Below are 15,861 nucleotides of genomic sequence, written 5' to 3' on the forward strand. Positions count from 1 at the left end.
GCCAAAAATAATTAACTAATCATTTACAAAATTTTAACTCATGAAAGTACATTCTAGTCAATCAGGTGGACAAAATCTTTTGCAAAAAAAACCTAATTATAATTTCACAACTGTGAATACTGTTTCATCTATGATGTGTATGTGTTGGTAAAAAAAATTTAATTTTAAATTCTACTAATCACATATACTTAATATAAAAAATGAAAACAACTATAAAAATTATATTTACAATACTTGCAGTTTTAACATTCTCAATCTCTTTCGCGCAAAAAATTGAAGGAGTTGTAACTACTGATCAAAATATTCCTTTAGAAGCTGCCAATGTGGTAATTAAAGGAACAACTTTTAGCACAATTACAGATTCTGAAGGACGATTTTCAATCGAATCTCAAGGAAAATTGCCTCTTACACTTTTAGTTCAATATATAGGCTACAATACTGCTGAACTTGAAATTACAGCTATACCAGCTTCTCCTCTATTGGTAACTTTACGTGAAGAAAACAAACTTGTAGAAGTAGTCGTTTCTTCAAGAAGAAGAATCGAAAAAGTACAAGATGTGCCAATTGCCGTTTCTGTTGTTACAGGAAAACAAGCTGAGGCAGCCGGAGCGTTTAACGTAAACCGTATTAAAGAATTGGTTCCTTCTGTTCAATTATATTCTTCTAACCCTAGAAATACAGGAATCAACATTAGAAGTTTAGGTTCACCATTCGGACTTACCAATGACGGTATCGATCCTGGAGTTGGTTTCTACGTAGACGGTGTTTATTACGCTCGTCCAGCTGCAACTACTTTAGATTTTATTGATGTAGAGCAAATTGAGGTATTACGTGGTCCGCAAGGTTCTTTATTTGGAAAAAATACTACTTCAGGAGCTTTTAATATTACTTCTCGCAAACCAAGTTTTACACCAGGCGCAGATTTTGAAGTAAGCTATGGTAACTATGCCTTCTTGCAAGCAAAGGCTTCTATCACTGGAGCATTAGGTAAAAAAGTTGCAGGACGCTTGTCATTTTCAGGAACTCAGCGTGATGGTTTAATTGACAACATTGTTACCGGAAGACCAACTAATACTTTAAACAATCAAGGTTTTAGAGGACAATTATTATGGACTCCAACAGAAAATACAAACGTTACTTTTGCAGGAGATCTTACAACACAGCGTCCTGACGGATATGCTCAGGTTGTTGCTGGTGTTGCTCCTACTCAGAGAGCTGCATACCGTCAGTTTGATGCTATTATTAAAGACTTAAACTATCAATTGCCAAGTTTAAATGCTTTTGACCGTAAGATTGATCATGATACTCCTTGGCGTTCTGGACAAGATTTAGGAGGAGTTTCGTTAAACATTGATACTAAAATTGGAGGAGGAACTCTTACTTCTACAACAGCTTGGCGTTTTTGGAACTGGGATCCATCAAATGACCGAGATTTTACAGGATTACAAGTTTTGGCAAAATCTCAGAACCCAACAAGACAAACTCAGGTTACACAAGAAGTTCGTTATGCTGGACAATTAACTTCAAAAATTAGTGGTGTTGCTGGTGTATTCTTTATTGATCAGACTTCTCAAACAAATGGTACAGAAGAATCTGGAAATGCACAATGGAGATTCTCTCAAAGCTCAACTAGTCCGTTATGGAAAACTCCAGGTCTTTTTGAAGGATACGGAATTCATACTGATGCAAGAATTAGAGCTTCTAGTGCTGCCGTATTTGGTCAGATTGATTGGGCACTTACAGAACGTTTCCATATTTTGCCAGGTTTAAGATATAACTTTGATAAAAAAGACGCTCATTATGCTCGTAAAACTTATGGAGGTCTTCAAACTACAGATCCAGCCTTATTGGCTTTAAAAAAATCAGTTTACTCTGACCAGGCATTTGATTCAGATACAGACAATACAGACTTTTCTGGCAACATAACGCTTACTTATAAAGCGTCTGACAAGATTAATATTTATGCAACAGCTGCTAAAAGCTACAAACCTGTTGGAGTTAACGTAGCTGGACTTCCGTCAAACTCTGCTGGACAGCCAATGACTGAACTTGCGGTAATTAAACCTGAGAAAGTATATCATTATGAAGTTGGTGTAAAGACTTCACCATTTAAAAATTCAATCTTCAACTTAACGTTCTTTAATACTGATATCAAAGATTTCCAAACCAATGTTCAGGCTGCTGAACTTGGAGTAAACCGTGGATATCTTGCTAATGCAGATAAAGTACGTGTAAGAGGTGCAGAATTGGATGCTAGTTTTGTGATCAGCTCGCACTTAACCATCAACGGTGCTGCGACTTACACAGATGGTAAATATGTAAAATTTACAAATGCGCCACTTCCATTAGAAGAAACAGGACTTGTTGTTAATGGAGTTCAGGTATCTTACAAAGATGTTTCTGGAACTGAATTGCCAGGTGCTTCAAGATGGGCAGGTTCACTTGGAGGTGAGCTTTCAGACAATGCAAGATTCTTTGGTAATGCTGGAAAAATTTTCTTTGCTGCCGACGGATATGCTCGTTCTGAATTTTCTTCAAGCCCTTCGGCTTCAAAATATTTAGTTGTACAAGGTTATGCTATCTTTAATGCTCGTTTAGGTTTCCGTGCTTCTCAAGGTTTATCTATTCAGATTTGGGGAAGAAACCTTTTCAATAAAGATTACTATGAGCAATTATTGCCCGCTAGTGGTAACACAGGACAATATGCTGGAGTTCTTGGTGATCAAAGAACTTACGGAGTTACTTTTAAGTATTCACTGTAAGATGGTTAGTTAGTTTTAGTATTAAAAAGGGATGTATTTTAAAATGCGTCCCTTTTTTTCACAAAAAAACTTTCAAAACAAATTTTAAAACAGAATGAAATAAGATCATTTGTATAAATTCGCAGCTTGAATTTATCGTTTTTGAACAGATCTTTTAAATTACTTTTCTTCATACTCTTTGTTTGCCAATTGATTACGGGGCAAAATCAAAGAAATATCGACCATCAGACTCTGACTTGGATTCGATACTATAATATTTTTCCGTTATCCGAAAAATGGGCTATTCATTCTGAATTTGACAATCGAAGTTTTGTAAAACCTGTTCATGAAAATCTTTTTGTTATACGATCTCAAGCTCGTTACAGAGCAACTAAAATGATGGATTTTGGCGCCGGATTTGCTTTTTTCAGCGTGAATACTCAAAATCCAAACATTGACCCTGATTATTCTGTTCCCGAATATCGTGCACAACAAGACCTTACTCTAATTAATGATATTTCTAAAATAACTTTCCATAATCGCTTTCAACTTGAGGAACGATTCATTCAAAAAGCAGACAAAAATGGACTTTTAGATGAATTCTCATATGCTTTCCGATTTAGATACCGATTACAATCTATGTTTACGCTTTGGGAAAAAGAAGACAGAAGTATAAAAGGCACCATTTCTGATGAAGTATTATTCAATTTCGGAAAAGACAATCGAAGAAATACATTCGATCAAAATCGTTTTTATGTTGCTTTACGTTATCATTTCAATCCAAATCTTGGTTTAGAATTAGGGTATTTAAAAAACTTTCAGAGACGTGCTAGCGGCGTAGATTTCTATGATCGTGATATTATTAGGTTTACGGTTTATCATAGAATTAATCGGAAAAAGTTATGAGTTATGAGTTATGAGTTATACAAAAAATGCCTGTCAAATTTAATTTGACAGGCATTTTTTGTAACCTTTGAACCTTTGCTCCTCTGAACCTTTGCACCTTAAAAATCAAGATCCTCTCTGTTTTCTTCCTTTTTTGCTTTCAGCGAAATTTCCAATTTTATAAGCTAAAGAAAACATCACATATCGTTTTAAAACCGTATTTTCTTCATCTCTAATTGAAGTTGGCGAAATGGTTCTTGTTGCACTCTGATTCTGATTTAAAACATCGTACACTTTCACTTTAGCATATAATTTTTTATCTAAAAATCCGTAAGACAAACTCGTGTTCCAAAGAAAGAAATCCTTTCTGAAATCATCTGAAATATTTGAATTATAAGTATACCCAAAGTCATTTCCGAAGATTAAATTGGCTGGCCAATACGATGTTGTCTGCAAATTAATTCTGTGAATCACGTTTGAAGTAGCGTCTCTTGAATAGTTTTCATATCTCGTTTCGTTGTATGATAAACTATAAGATGGCGCAATCGAAAGCACTTCTCCATAATCATAAGAAGCATAAACACTTGGCGTAACGACAACCGATTTTGCATAATACAAAACCGCATTTGTAAATCCTTTATCAAAATTATAATTCCCGCTTAAGCGCAAGCCATATCTTAAAGTATGAGCATCTTTTTTAATTTGCTGATTCCAGTTTCCTCCAACCGAAGCCGAATACGTTCCTGAAATATTTACATAAGTTGTATTTCTTTTTCCGCTATCGTCGTAAATCGAAGTAGAAACCACATCATTATTATAATAATCTCCTTTAAGGAATAAACTGTAACCAGAACGCGTTCTAAAATCAAAGTTTTTAAAATCGATACCAGCTGTACTTTTTTCAATCGGATTAAGATTTGGATTTCCGATTACACTGTTTAATGGATTATTTAAATCAGCAACCGGCATTAATTGTGTTGCCGATGGAAGCACATTAGAATAATCGTATTTGAAAGTTAAGTTTTTAGAACGGTTGAATTTGTATCGAAGCTGCGCAGTTCCATAAGGCAGCATATATCTCTTATTCAAATCTGTCGCTTGATTCAAGTAAAAAGAATGATTGTCAAATTCAACAATTGAGGTTCTCGAATTTACATTCAACGTAAATTTACTCTTCTGCCAAGTAATACCCACTTTTGGTGTAATCGAATTTTGTTTTGATGTGGTATAATTGGTCAGCGATAAATTTAAATCTGAGTATTCTTGCGATGCATCATCAAAATTAAATGTCTTTTGATCGTTCATAGAACTTTGCCAGTCAAAATCGGTTCCGAAACGTAATCTCAACGAATCTGTTACAGGCTCTGTATATTCTAAATCAAGCGAATAAGCATCGCTTTTAGATGTGTTTTTCGCATTTTGGTTTCTTTCATCATTTGGCTTATTATCCTGATAGAAAATAGTCTCAGAAATATTGATTCCGTTAGAATCGTTTTTAGTATTATTATTGTTGAAAACTACACTTAAATTTCGCGATTTCTTTTCGAAAGTTTTATTGAAATTAATGCTGTTTGCAAAACTCGTATTAGAACTTTCGGTATGCGATGTTGCCGTACTTTCATTCAATGCATCGCCATTTTCATTTTCAGAAAAAGTCGAAGAAGAGGAATTACTGTTTGATTCTGACAAATTCAATTTAGGAGCAAAAACAATCTGCATAGTCGGATTGATTTTGTATTCTAATTCAAAATTCACCTTGTTTCCAGTGTTTTCATTTCTAGTTTTAGAATCGGCTTCAGTTAAAATATTTCCTGTTGGCAAGAAACTAAGCTGGTTCGATTTGCTTTCGTTTTTAGTCACAGCATTTGTAAAGTTGTAACTGCTCATAAACTCCAAATCTTTGGTCCAATCATCAGAATAATTAATTCCAGCCAAAGTAGATTGCGTAATTCCTTTTCCTCCACTGCTTGCACCTTGACCGCCACCTTTGGCATTACGTCCGCCACCCATATTATCAAAAACCTCATCCATAGAAAACCCAGTTGAGTTGATATTGTTTGAAGAAGCCAGAACGCTTATTTTTTGTTTATTTTTAAAGAAATTCATCATTAAACTGCTTTCGTAGCGTTCATCTGAACCATATCCGCCAAGAACTTTACCGAAATAGCCTTTATTTTTTTTCTCGTCAATGGTAATATTTATGCTCGAATAATCTGAAGTTGATTCTTGTTTGGCCAATTCTTCTTTTTTGGTTTTAAAATCAGAAACTTGAACTTTTTTAATGATATCAGCTGGAAGATTTTTAATCGCAATAGCTCCATCTTTATCAAAAAATGCTTTTCCGTTGACTAAAACCTGATTGACTTCTCGACCATTTACCGTAATTTTTCCTGTATTATCTACGTCAAAACCAGGCAGCTGTTTCAGTAAAGTTTCCACATTTGCATCTGGACGAACTTTATACGAGCCCGCATTAAATTCAAGAGTGTCTTTTTTAATCGTAATTGGCGGAGCCTCACTTTTAATTACCACTTCATTTAAAACATTAGCATTTTCAAGCAGGTACAATTTACCAAAGTCTTTACTTTCTGTAAGCGCTTTTTGCTCTTCAAAATAAGTTTGATATCCTGTATAATTTACTTTTAAGAAAACCGGCTTATCATACTTTTTAGTATTGATAATGAAATTTCCGTTTTTATCGGTCGTTGCATATTCAATAATAGTTGAATCTTTTACTGCAGTAAAATAAACGGTGGCGAGTTCTAGCGGAAGCTGTGAGTTGATATCAACTACAGTTCCTTTAATAACGATATTGTTTTGCGCATTTGCCGAATAAACAAAAGCTAGAAACAATAGTAATGAATAAATTCTGGTCATAAAATTAGGTTAGTTAGATCAGTAAGACTTAAAAAAACACAAAAGGTTTAATTGTAATTTTTACATTTATTCAAATATAATGCCAATAAAAAATTGATCCTATAATAAAGATAGACACAAAACATAAAAAAATCCCCTATTAAAGGGGATTCTTTTTTTATAATATTTTTTAATAAATCATTACATCAAATCTTAAAGGAATGCATTAAATATCCTTTTGATCTGGTGATGGTGATTTAAAATCAGGAACTAATATTGTAGTTTGCAATTTATTTCCTTCAGGTATTTTATCCGAAAGTATTGTATATATAGTATTAACACTTTCTCCATTAACTACAGTTACAGGGACAGCATATTCTGCAACTTTTTCACCCTTATCATCAAAAATGCTAACTAAATGTTTAAGTGGCGCTCCTTGATAAGTGTAATAACCATCAAGGTGAGTTATACCATTATGAGTTTTATCAACATTTGCCATTCCTGAACCACTACCTCCTTCAAATTTAGTTTGCACTTTAGCACTATAATTCCATTCTTTCAATTCATTAGATAATTGGAAAACTGATATTATACGCCCATTAGTTGGGATTAGAGTAAATGATACAGGAGTATTTACCCCAGCAACCGCATTTATGGTTTGCGCATTAGATATATAATTAACTGCAGGAGATTGAGCTTCCCATTTAATAAATAAATCATTCACAGATAATGTACTAGATTCATTTGTCCAATTACCATAAACGTATTCCTGTACAGTGCTACTAGAATTTGCTGTAACTGACAATCTCGAAACTCCTGTACTAAAATTTCTTATTTCAAATCCATCTGCTGCACTGGTATTATTATCTGCAACAATATTAAAATTAAAAACACTTGCAACTCTAGTTGGGTCAATTCCTCCCCCTGTGGCCCAAGGTTGAACTTTAATTACAACAGAATTAACAGTAACAGGAAGTATTCCTCGTTTCACATCTTTCCCAGTAATATTACTCTTTTCTGATTTAAGAAGAATATTCATTGAAGTTTCTTGAGCAACGATTTCATTATTATTTGCATCATCTTTAGAGCAACTTACTAAGCTAAGAAAAAGTAGACTTAACAGTAATTTTATTTTCATATGTAATTTTTTAGTTGAAACAAATTTCATTTAAAATAATGTTAAATGCAAGTCCTTTTTTAAAAATTAATAATATTATTACCCTTCTTTTCGCTAACTAATAATCATTCTTTGTTTTTATAAAAACAAAAAAATCGCTCACATTCATGAGCGATTTTTTTTGACGTTAGTTATTTCGTTTATTTTTCCCTTATATAAATATCGATTGGAACTCCTGCGAAATCCCATTTCTCACGAATTTTATTTTCCAAGTATCGCTTATAAGGTTCTTTAACGTATTGCGGTAAATTAGCAAAAAACACAAATTGCGGTGTTTGAGTTGGTAATTGCATACAGTATTTAATTTTTACATATTTACCTTTTGTTGCTGGCGGCGGATATGCTTCAATCACTTTCAACATATACTCATTGAATTTTGAAGTCGCAATTCTTTGTTTTCTGTTTTCGTAAACTTGAACTGTTGCTTCGAGTGCTTTTAACAAACGCTGTTTTGTTAAAGCAGAAACGAATAAAATTGGCACATCTGTAAAAGGCATCAATTCTTTTTTGATTTTCTCTTCGTAATCGCGTGTAGACATAGTATCTTTTTCTACTAAATCCCATTTGTTTACCAAGATTACCACACCTTTACGGTTTTTCTCTGCCAACCAGAAAATACTCTGATCTTGACCTTCAAATCCACGTGTAGCGTCGATTACCAAAATACAAATATCAGCATGTTCGATTGCACGTACAGAACGCATTACAGAATAAAACTCTAAATCTTCTTTTACTTTTGCTTTACGGCGAATTCCCGCAGTATCAACCAAATTAAATTCGAAACCAAAACGGTCAAATTTAGTATCAATTGCATCACGAGTTGTTCCTGCAATATCTGTAACCATAAAACGGTCTTGACCAATCAAAGCGTTGATAAAACTAGATTTCCCTGCATTTGGACGTCCTACAACTGCAAAACGCGGTAATTCAACTTCTGGAGTAACAGGCTCAGGTTTTACAGGAAACGCTTCAACTAGAGCATCTAATAAATCTCCTGTTCCGCTTCCAGAAATACTTGCAAAAGTATAATAGTCACCTAAACCAAGGTTATAAAACTCTACAGCGTCTTTTTCACGCATCGCGTTGTCAACCTTATTTACAGCCAATAAAACTGGTTTTGTTACTTTACGAAGTAATTTTGCAACGGTTTCATCCATTGGTGTAATTCCTTCTTCAACATCAACTACAAAAATAATAACATCGGCTTCGTCGATAGCAAGTTCTACCTGTTTACGGATTTCACCTTCGAAAATATCATCAGATCCTCGAACATATCCACCTGTATCAATGACAGAAAACTCTTTTCCGTTCCACTCGCTTTTACCATAGTTTCTATCACGGGTAACCCCAGATACTGAATCTACAATAGCTTCTCTTCTTTGTATCAGCCTATTAAAAAGGGTCGATTTCCCTACATTAGGTCTTCCTACTATCGCAACAATGTTATTACTCATTTTATTGATTTTTAGTCCCGATAGCTATCGGGATTAGATTTAAGATTTCACTTTTTGACTATATAACAATAAATTATAAGTCAAAAGTGCTTTATTTAAATTTTTTGCAAAGGTAGTTAAAAAAACTACTAATTTGCTATCCCGATAGCTATCGGGACTAAGTACCTAAGTTTTTATTGTTTTTTTGTATAATTTTTAGGAGCTAATCCAGCTATCCGCTATATCTTTTCCTGGCTAAAGAAGCCAGAAAAAGGATACCGCTCCTATCTGGGCTAGGGGACCTGTTTTCAAAAGAACTTTCGTTTAACGATTAAACAAATAAACGATTAACCGATTCAACAAAAACTACTGATTATATCCGAAACGTTTCAACATATTGGCGTTGCTTCTCCAGTTTTTATTCACTTTTACATAAAGCTCAATGTGAATTTGTTTTCCGAAGAATTTCTCTAAATCGGCACGGGCATCGGTTCCTACTTTTTTAAGCGCTGCGCCTTTATGTCCGATAATGATTCCTTTTTGCGTGTCACGTTCCACCATAATTACCGAACGGATTCTAATAATATTGTCGGTTTCATGAAATTCTTCTGTTACAATTTCTACTGCGTATGGAATTTCTTTTGCGTAATTCAATAAAATTTTCTCACGGATAGTTTCGTTAACAAAGAAACGTTCTGGTTTGTCTGTTAATTGGTCTTTTGGATAATAAGCTGGGGATTCTGGCAATAATTCGATAATTCTTCCAAAGACTTCTGGAACGTTGAAGTTCTGCAAAGCCGAAATTGGAAAAATCTCTGCATTTGGCACTTTTTCTTTCCAGAAAGAAACTTGCTGTTCTAATTGTTCTTGGTTTGAATTATCAATTTTATTTAAAAGCAATAAAACCGGAATTTTAGCATGAATGATTTTCTTGAAGAAGTCTTCGTCTTTCAAGTCCTGCTCGCCTATCTCGACCATGTAGATTAAAATGTCAGCATCTTCAAAAGCCGATTTCACAAAGTTCATCATCGATTCCTGCATTTCGTATGCAGGTTTGATGATTCCTGGAGTATCAGATAGAACCAATTGAAAGTCTTCTCCGTTTACGATTCCAAGAATTCTATGACGTGTAGTTTGTGCTTTTGATGTAATGATCGACAATCGTTCTCCAACGAAAGCGTTCATCAATGTTGATTTTCCAACATTTGGATTTCCGATAATATTTACGAAACCTGCTTTATGTGACATTTTTTGCTTTATTTATTCTGCAAAGGTAGTCATATCAAGTCAATACAGAAAATAAAACATTTTTTTAAGTTTTCGTTGGATTTCTAAAAAATCGGCGTATCTTTGCACCTGAAACATCGCGGGATAGAGCAGTAGGCAGCTCGTCGGGCTCATAACCCGAAGGTCACAGGTTCGAGTCCTGTTCCCGCTACAGAGAATGACCCATCAAATTTTTGATGGGTTTTTTGCTTTTTACTTCCTCTGTCAATGCCTGTAAATGTTTGGACTAATCCAAAAATCGAGTTTACTCTACCTGTTAGATATTCCCTGTTTTCAGTCCTAATTGACAATCCTTCTGGAAATACCAGATTTTGGATTCTTATTTTGCTGTCAATATCCCCTTCTTTCCAATATTTATTGATGTTTGTAACTTTCTCTATTACTTTATCGATATGCCTGCCGTGGTTAGATATTTTTTTGCCGTTTGTCATAATCTGAATCTCCATTTCTTTTAATTCCATGTCAAACTGATGTGAGTATCTATTGTATTTTTCATCCCCGAAATTCGGATTTTCAAAATAGCGTTTATCCAGATTTTCGATTTTAGCTTCCAAATCTTTTTTCTTCGAAAGCAAACCTTTCATTTCTTCCCTGCCCTCATTTTCCATGATATCAAAAAGTTTATTCAGCTGAAGTTTGAAAGGTTCTACAAATTGAGGACTTAGCGTGTATGTTGATAACAGCTTTTCAAAAGAATCATTCAACCCTTCCGTTTTTGAATATGGCGTGGTCAATGCATTGAAACTTGCATTTCTGCATTTCTGGCATTTGTAATAATGCACATTCTTTTTTCTTACCACATAGCTTGTCAGAAGGCTTCCGCATTCGCATCTTAAAAATCCTGTCAGAGGTCTGAATTCATTGATCTTGCTTTTGGAGTATTCTTTTATTGGCACTTTGGTTTCAGAGAGCATTCTGTCAACTTTCAGAAAATCGTCCTCGCTGACCAGACCTGTCCAGTTTCCTTTCACTGGCTCTTCAAGCAGTGCATTTACCAATATTCCGCAGTAAAAAGGATTGCGCCACATAGAACCGAGCGACTGTTTTGTAATATCTAGATTCATCTTTGCCAGTTTCTCCCTGATTACAAAATCCCTTTCTCCTGCAAGCTTCCATTTCCAAGCCTTCTTTAAAATCTCTCCCTCTAAATTAATTGTGATAGATTGCTTTTCCTGCATTAGAGCATAATCGCCAACTTTCCTCCCTCTCATTGTATAGCCTCTAGGAGCTTTACCTAGCCAGTTTCCTGCTCTGAGAAGTGCTTTCATGCCAGGAATTGTCTTTTCAAGCCTGTCCATGTTTTCCCTTCTGGCATCTAAAAGCTTGCTGTAAATGTCAAGCTTGCTGTATTCGTCATTAGTACAAAGTCCTGAAGAAGTTTCGATCAAATGAACTCCCAACTTATCTACAAGTTCATGAACTATTGTAATGGCGTTGCCTCCTGTTCTGGAAAATCTGCTGATAAATTTTATGGCGATTGCAAAAGGCTTCTGTTTTGCGCTTTTGACCTCTTCCAATAGCCTTGTAAACTCCTTTCTGGTAAAATCTCCTGAAGCGCTTTCATAAGTTCCTCCAAGCATATTTTTGAGCGTATAGCCGTTCTTAGAAGCAAACTGTATTATTTCTATGCGCTGTTCTTCTAGGCTGTTGTTCACTAATTGCAATTTGGAGCTTACCCTAGTGTAGCCCCAAATTTCTTTTACCTCAGCTTTTTGGGCTAATTTTTCTTTCTGAAATTTCTTAAAACTTTCAATCCCCATAATCTACATTTTAAAATTATATACAATCACTGCCAATTGAAATAAGCTTTCGATTATTTCATTCCCCTCCGATTCTGAAATTTCTTCAAAACCTCTGCACTTTCTTAATTCTTCAACTGTTAATTTCCCTTCATTTGTTTTAGTTTTTTCTTCTGCGTCACAAATACCACTTTCTCCTTCACAGAACCTAACCCCTTGTTTTTCAATTTGCAAATTCACAAAAGTTTTCCCTCGGGTGATTCTTCTTCTCTCATCCGTTGCTCTGTTTTCCATTATACAATTCCTCTTCATTAAAAAAAGACCGAGTCTCGGTCTTTTTTGTTCCACAATCATTCATCGCTATAAAGTTATGACACTTTTTTCATTTTATCCTGATCAAAATATGGTGGGGATAATACAAATATAAAACGTAATTCACTGAGGATCATAAGTAAAATTTACCCATCATTACATCACTCCAGTTTTATATTCATACAAAGTTAATAGGTCTTTCTCTGATTGTCATGGACATAATATGTACATAAAAGTTAATCATTACACGGAATCTGCTTTAGTTCCCTCTTTTATATCCTCGTATAAATAGCTGATTTCGTTTATAAGCTCAAATTCATCTATCGGGAACAGCTGAAGGGTTACTCCCAATATAAGCCCTACATCAATACTCTGGTTTAGAACCGTAGGCGGAACTTCTGCACTGTCGTTGTCCAGAGCGATTATGCAGAGCTTCATCAGGTTTCTTATAATTGAAAGAAGTTCACAATAATCATATACCCTGATCTCTGCATTATACATGCCTCTTTTATCCTGTGCTGGTTTTAAAGTATTAAGCAGTCTATTGCTTAACATTCCGATTCTTTCCAGTTTTATAATTTCATCTGTATCCATAATCTTTATCCTTAAATTAATTTGCCGAATCCTTCTGTCCAAAATTTTTCACAAGCTCGCCTTCAACAACTGCAAGATCGAGTTCATGCATAAGTTTCTCCGCAATAACTCTCATTTGATTAATTTCTTCCGTAGTCAGTCTTGATGACCAGTTGAACACAGCCCTGTTTCTATCCAAGAAAGGGAAAAATCCAGTCCAGAACTGTTCCGTTAAATAATTATGCTTTATCATATCTGGTTCGGCATAAATGCAAAGTTCCCACAAGGTCTGGCTTGGCAGATAATTAGGCATATAGTAAGTCTTTGCAAAAATGTAGGTTCTGCAGAATGACATGAAAAACAATGAGAAGATGGTGGTCAGCCCGCAGTAATTGCCATCAGCATTATTGGCGATCATAGAAAACTGGCGGAAACTCTGTTCTGTCCATCTGTAAAAAAAATCGATGTCGCCATGATATGGTCTGTGGGGAGATTCCCAGTGAAAATCTGGGTGATTCATGTTTGATGAATAGATTAGAAATTCTTCCTTAATTATCTTTTGAAAAAAGTTTTGGTATTCATAGAGATTATTCTGTATCCAATAACGGCTGTGGCTGATCAGAACAAAAGAAGATCTGCCTTCTGTCCTGCTTTTTATGCAGTTAGTGATTGATTTTAATTTTTCATTCCCCAGACCCTCACCAATTATCAGAAGATAATAAGAAGTTTTTGAATGGTTTACAGCCTTACTGTAGAAATAAATCTGTTCTGCATCAGCTGAATCTAAAATAGTCTGAACAGCTGTTTTAAGAACTTTATCGCTTGGTTCTGCATCACATAAAACTTCCTGTTTCAGCACAAATCCTTTCTTTATCAGTTTTCTAAACTCATTAAATCTATCCCCGATAAGCCCGTACAAACTTTCTTCCGCATTTTCCACAGCCTTAAACATTTCATTTCTGTACATCGCTTCCTCATCGCTGGAAGCTTCTTTTGCCTGCTCAAAAAGATCAATAAGGTAATACCCTCCTTTAGCAGTTTTTACAAAGTATTTTTGGATTACTGGAATGTATCGGATAAGATTATTTATCCTTTCATTCAGATCGGCAGAGTCTGATCTATTTCCTATATATAATTCTTCCAGCCATTGGAGATCATATTCAATGAGCCTGCTGTAAGATGTAAAAACACTGTTGGAAGAGCCTTCTGAAATGAGATTTTTAATCTGCCATTTATGAAGCTGATGATCATGATGGAAATTGTTTTCAAATTCATTAAATCTCTTCTTGAATTTCTTCCATTCCACCGTTTTAAAAGTAGAATCTGCAAATTCATTATTCTGGTAGATAACCGCAGACTCATGGCAGTAAAATGCTTTGAAGGGATCACCTAAAGAATAGTGATGTCTAATTTTTGAAGTAAAAATAAATAATACATCTATTTGAAGGCGTTCTTTAACTTTTCTAACCCATTTGGCATGCTGATGTTTCTGCGCATCTATACTGCTCTCAATATTGATTATAAGTTTTGAAAATAACGATGATTGTGCTCTTGTAAAAAACATCTGCACGATATTATATTTACCCGCAAGTTCTCTTAATATGTTTTCCAGATACTCGTTTTCAAGCTGTGGAAAAGTAAGTTTTTCTAAAGTTTTCATAATGTATGTTTTTTGAAATTGATATTGCGGTTATCTACTCGGCAGAGGATAAAATATCCTCTCTCTGTTTCTCTTTTTTAATCTTTTCAATCCCTCTTTCCATGATAAGCTGTCCTGCATCGAGCATTTTGACTAAGTGCACATAAGGAGTGATAATGTCATAATCCGATTCTTCTGCGTGGGGAGATAATGAAAGATGCACTATTTCACACAGAAACGATTCAAACTGATCCAGCGATTTCTCTTCGAATGCCTTTTGAAATGCTTTAAAAGGATTTTTATACTCTGCTTTACTTAGGGAAGCTAGATGTACTAGTGAAGTATAGTCACCCGAGCCTTTCACAATCCATTTTCTGCTTTTTCTTTTCAGACAGTGGCAGACTTTTAAAAAAGAGCTTAAAGCGGTATAAATGACAAAGACATGGCAGGGGTTATGCTGTCTGCAAATCTCCGTCCTGTAGCTGTGCATCACTAGATCGTTTAAAGTCTGCTTGTACTCGTCAAGATGTGAAAAGTCAAAAAAAGCATGAAGGGCATCAAACGGATTTCCTGCCTCGTAAGCTGACCAAAAATTAGTTCCAAAGGATAATTTATTCTTTTTCATAGCGGAAATATTTAGAATTCAAAAGCGAAGTTCCTGCCTTTCAAAAGGATAAACTATTCAGAAATCGGATATAATATCTGACAAAAGGGATATTTTACAGGATATTTTTCTATCTTTGGTTTTCAGACTTTTTAATCCAAATGGCTTTATCTTTGAGCCTTCAGAAAACTAACACTCATTATGGAACAGAAAATTCATCAGGGAAGAAATGTGAAACGCTTCAGAGAAATGCTTGGAATTAAGCAGGAGGCATTGGCTTATGATCTGGGGGAAGACTGGAATCAGAAGAAGATTTCTATGCTGGAGCAGAAGGACGTTATTGAAGATAGTCTGCTTAAGCAGATCTCCAATTCTCTGAAAATTCCTGTTGAAGCTTTTCAGAATTTTGATGAAGAGCAGGCTATAAATATTATTTCGAATACGTTTGATAACTGCCAGCAGCCTGCATCTGTATTTTACAATTCGACAATTAATCAAATTGATCAATTCATAAAATTGCACGAAGAAAAAATTGCTTTATATGAGCGTATGCTAAAGGAAAAAGATGAAATGATGGCAAGGCTTGAAAAACTAATTAGTAAATAATTACAAATA

At 34.8% G+C, this 15,861-nt stretch carries 12 protein-coding genes and 1 tRNA gene; 4 read left to right on the forward strand and 9 right to left on the reverse strand.

Annotated features, from left to right (window positions below):
- Nucleotides 1-200 precede the first annotated feature (200 nt).
- On the forward strand, nt 201-2,762 hold the full coding sequence (locus DMB71_RS05080) for a TonB-dependent receptor (RefSeq protein ID WP_111364211.1): 2,562 nt from the start codon (nt 201-203) through the stop codon (nt 2,760-2,762).
- 141 nt (nt 2,763-2,903) lie between these two features.
- On the forward strand, nt 2,904-3,647 hold the full coding sequence (locus tag DMB71_RS05085; RefSeq protein WP_239452928.1) for a DUF2490 domain-containing protein: 744 nt from the start codon (nt 2,904-2,906) through the stop codon (nt 3,645-3,647).
- 105 nt (nt 3,648-3,752) lie between these two features.
- On the opposite strand, the gene DMB71_RS05090 is transcribed toward DMB71_RS05085, so the two are convergent.
- The 4 genes from DMB71_RS05090 to era all read right to left on the reverse strand — a co-directional run bounded on the left by DMB71_RS05090 (nt 3,753) and on the right by era (nt 10,340).
- A complete protein-coding gene (locus DMB71_RS05090) occupies nt 3,753-6,503 on the reverse strand; it encodes an outer membrane beta-barrel protein (RefSeq protein WP_111364213.1) in 2,751 nt (916 codons plus the stop codon).
- Nucleotides 6,504-6,708: 205 nt separating this feature from the next.
- Nucleotides 6,709-7,620 (reverse strand): hypothetical protein, encoded by a 912-nt coding sequence (locus tag DMB71_RS05095; protein WP_162614782.1) that lies wholly within the window; start codon nt 7,618-7,620, stop codon nt 6,709-6,711.
- A gap of 179 nt (nt 7,621-7,799) precedes the next feature.
- Nucleotides 7,800-9,113, reverse strand: a complete 1,314-nt coding sequence (gene der, locus DMB71_RS05100) for a ribosome biogenesis GTPase Der (RefSeq protein ID WP_111364217.1) — start codon at nt 9,111-9,113, stop codon at nt 7,800-7,802.
- A 345-nt stretch (nt 9,114-9,458) separates the two neighbouring features.
- A complete protein-coding gene (era, locus tag DMB71_RS05105; RefSeq protein ID WP_111364219.1) occupies nt 9,459-10,340 on the reverse strand; it encodes a GTPase Era in 882 nt (293 codons plus the stop codon).
- 117 nt (nt 10,341-10,457) lie between these two features.
- Here era and DMB71_RS05110 point away from each other — a divergent pair.
- A tRNA-Met gene (locus DMB71_RS05110) sits at nt 10,458-10,530 on the forward strand.
- Here the strand turns inward: DMB71_RS05110 and DMB71_RS22285 are convergent.
- The 5 genes from DMB71_RS22285 to DMB71_RS05135 all read right to left on the reverse strand — a co-directional run bounded on the left by DMB71_RS22285 (nt 10,490) and on the right by DMB71_RS05135 (nt 15,267).
- Entirely contained in the window at nt 10,490-12,139 is a 1,650-nt protein-coding gene (locus tag DMB71_RS22285) for a recombinase family protein (RefSeq protein ID WP_111364278.1), read from the reverse strand. The genes DMB71_RS05110 and DMB71_RS22285 overlap by 41 nt on opposite strands.
- 3 nt (nt 12,140-12,142) lie before the next feature.
- Nucleotides 12,143-12,412 carry a hypothetical protein gene (locus DMB71_RS05120; protein ID WP_111364221.1) on the reverse strand — a complete coding sequence of 90 codons (270 nt, stop codon included), beginning with the start codon at nt 12,410-12,412 and terminating at the stop codon, nt 12,143-12,145.
- 261 nt (nt 12,413-12,673) lie between these two features.
- On the reverse strand, nt 12,674-13,024 hold the full coding sequence (locus tag DMB71_RS05125) for a hypothetical protein (RefSeq protein WP_111364223.1): 351 nt from the start codon (nt 13,022-13,024) through the stop codon (nt 12,674-12,676).
- Nucleotides 13,025-13,040: 16 nt separating this feature from the next.
- Complete coding sequence (locus tag DMB71_RS05130) at nt 13,041-14,663, reverse strand: hypothetical protein (RefSeq protein WP_111364225.1); 1,623 nt, start codon at nt 14,661-14,663, stop codon at nt 13,041-13,043.
- A 34-nt stretch (nt 14,664-14,697) separates the two neighbouring features.
- The gene (locus DMB71_RS05135; protein WP_111364227.1) at nt 14,698-15,267 is read right to left on the reverse strand and encodes a hypothetical protein; all 570 of its coding nucleotides are present in this window, start codon (nt 15,265-15,267) and stop codon (nt 14,698-14,700) included.
- A 180-nt stretch (nt 15,268-15,447) separates the two neighbouring features.
- Here DMB71_RS05135 and DMB71_RS05140 point away from each other — a divergent pair, with 180 nt between their 5' ends.
- Nucleotides 15,448-15,852, forward strand: coding sequence for a helix-turn-helix domain-containing protein (locus DMB71_RS05140; RefSeq protein ID WP_111364229.1), 405 nt, complete (start codon nt 15,448-15,450; stop codon nt 15,850-15,852).
- The last annotated feature ends 9 nt before the right edge of the window (nt 15,853-15,861 follow it).

The organism is Flavobacterium tistrianum (assembly GCF_003254545.1).
GTDB classification, from domain to species: Bacteria; Bacteroidota; Bacteroidia; order Flavobacteriales; family Flavobacteriaceae; genus Flavobacterium; species Flavobacterium tistrianum.

What these genes read in the sequence shown, in the direction of transcription:
- DMB71_RS22285 (WP_111364278.1), bottom strand. Translation starts at nt 12,139, where the DNA reads ATGGGGATTGAAAGTTTTAAGAAATTTCAGAAAGAAAAATTAGCCCAA.
- era (WP_111364219.1), bottom strand. Translation starts at nt 10,340, where the DNA reads ATGTCACATAAAGCAGGTTTCGTAAATATTATCGGAAATCCAAATGTT.
- DMB71_RS05130 (WP_111364225.1), bottom strand. Translation starts at nt 14,663, where the DNA reads ATGAAAACTTTAGAAAAACTTACTTTTCCACAGCTTGAAAACGAGTAT.
- der (WP_111364217.1), bottom strand. Translation starts at nt 9,113, where the DNA reads ATGAGTAATAACATTGTTGCGATAGTAGGAAGACCTAATGTAGGGAAA.
- DMB71_RS05095 (WP_162614782.1), bottom strand. Translation starts at nt 7,620, where the DNA reads ATGAAAATAAAATTACTGTTAAGTCTACTTTTTCTTAGCTTAGTAAGT.
- DMB71_RS05140 (WP_111364229.1), top strand. Translation starts at nt 15,448, where the DNA reads ATGGAACAGAAAATTCATCAGGGAAGAAATGTGAAACGCTTCAGAGAA.
- DMB71_RS05120 (WP_111364221.1), bottom strand. Translation starts at nt 12,412, where the DNA reads ATGGAAAACAGAGCAACGGATGAGAGAAGAAGAATCACCCGAGGGAAA.
- DMB71_RS05090 (WP_111364213.1), bottom strand. Translation starts at nt 6,503, where the DNA reads ATGACCAGAATTTATTCATTACTATTGTTTCTAGCTTTTGTTTATTCG.
- DMB71_RS05125 (WP_111364223.1), bottom strand. Translation starts at nt 13,024, where the DNA reads ATGGATACAGATGAAATTATAAAACTGGAAAGAATCGGAATGTTAAGC.
- DMB71_RS05135 (WP_111364227.1), bottom strand. Translation starts at nt 15,267, where the DNA reads ATGAAAAAGAATAAATTATCCTTTGGAACTAATTTTTGGTCAGCTTAC.
- DMB71_RS05080 (WP_111364211.1), top strand. Translation starts at nt 201, where the DNA reads ATGAAAACAACTATAAAAATTATATTTACAATACTTGCAGTTTTAACA.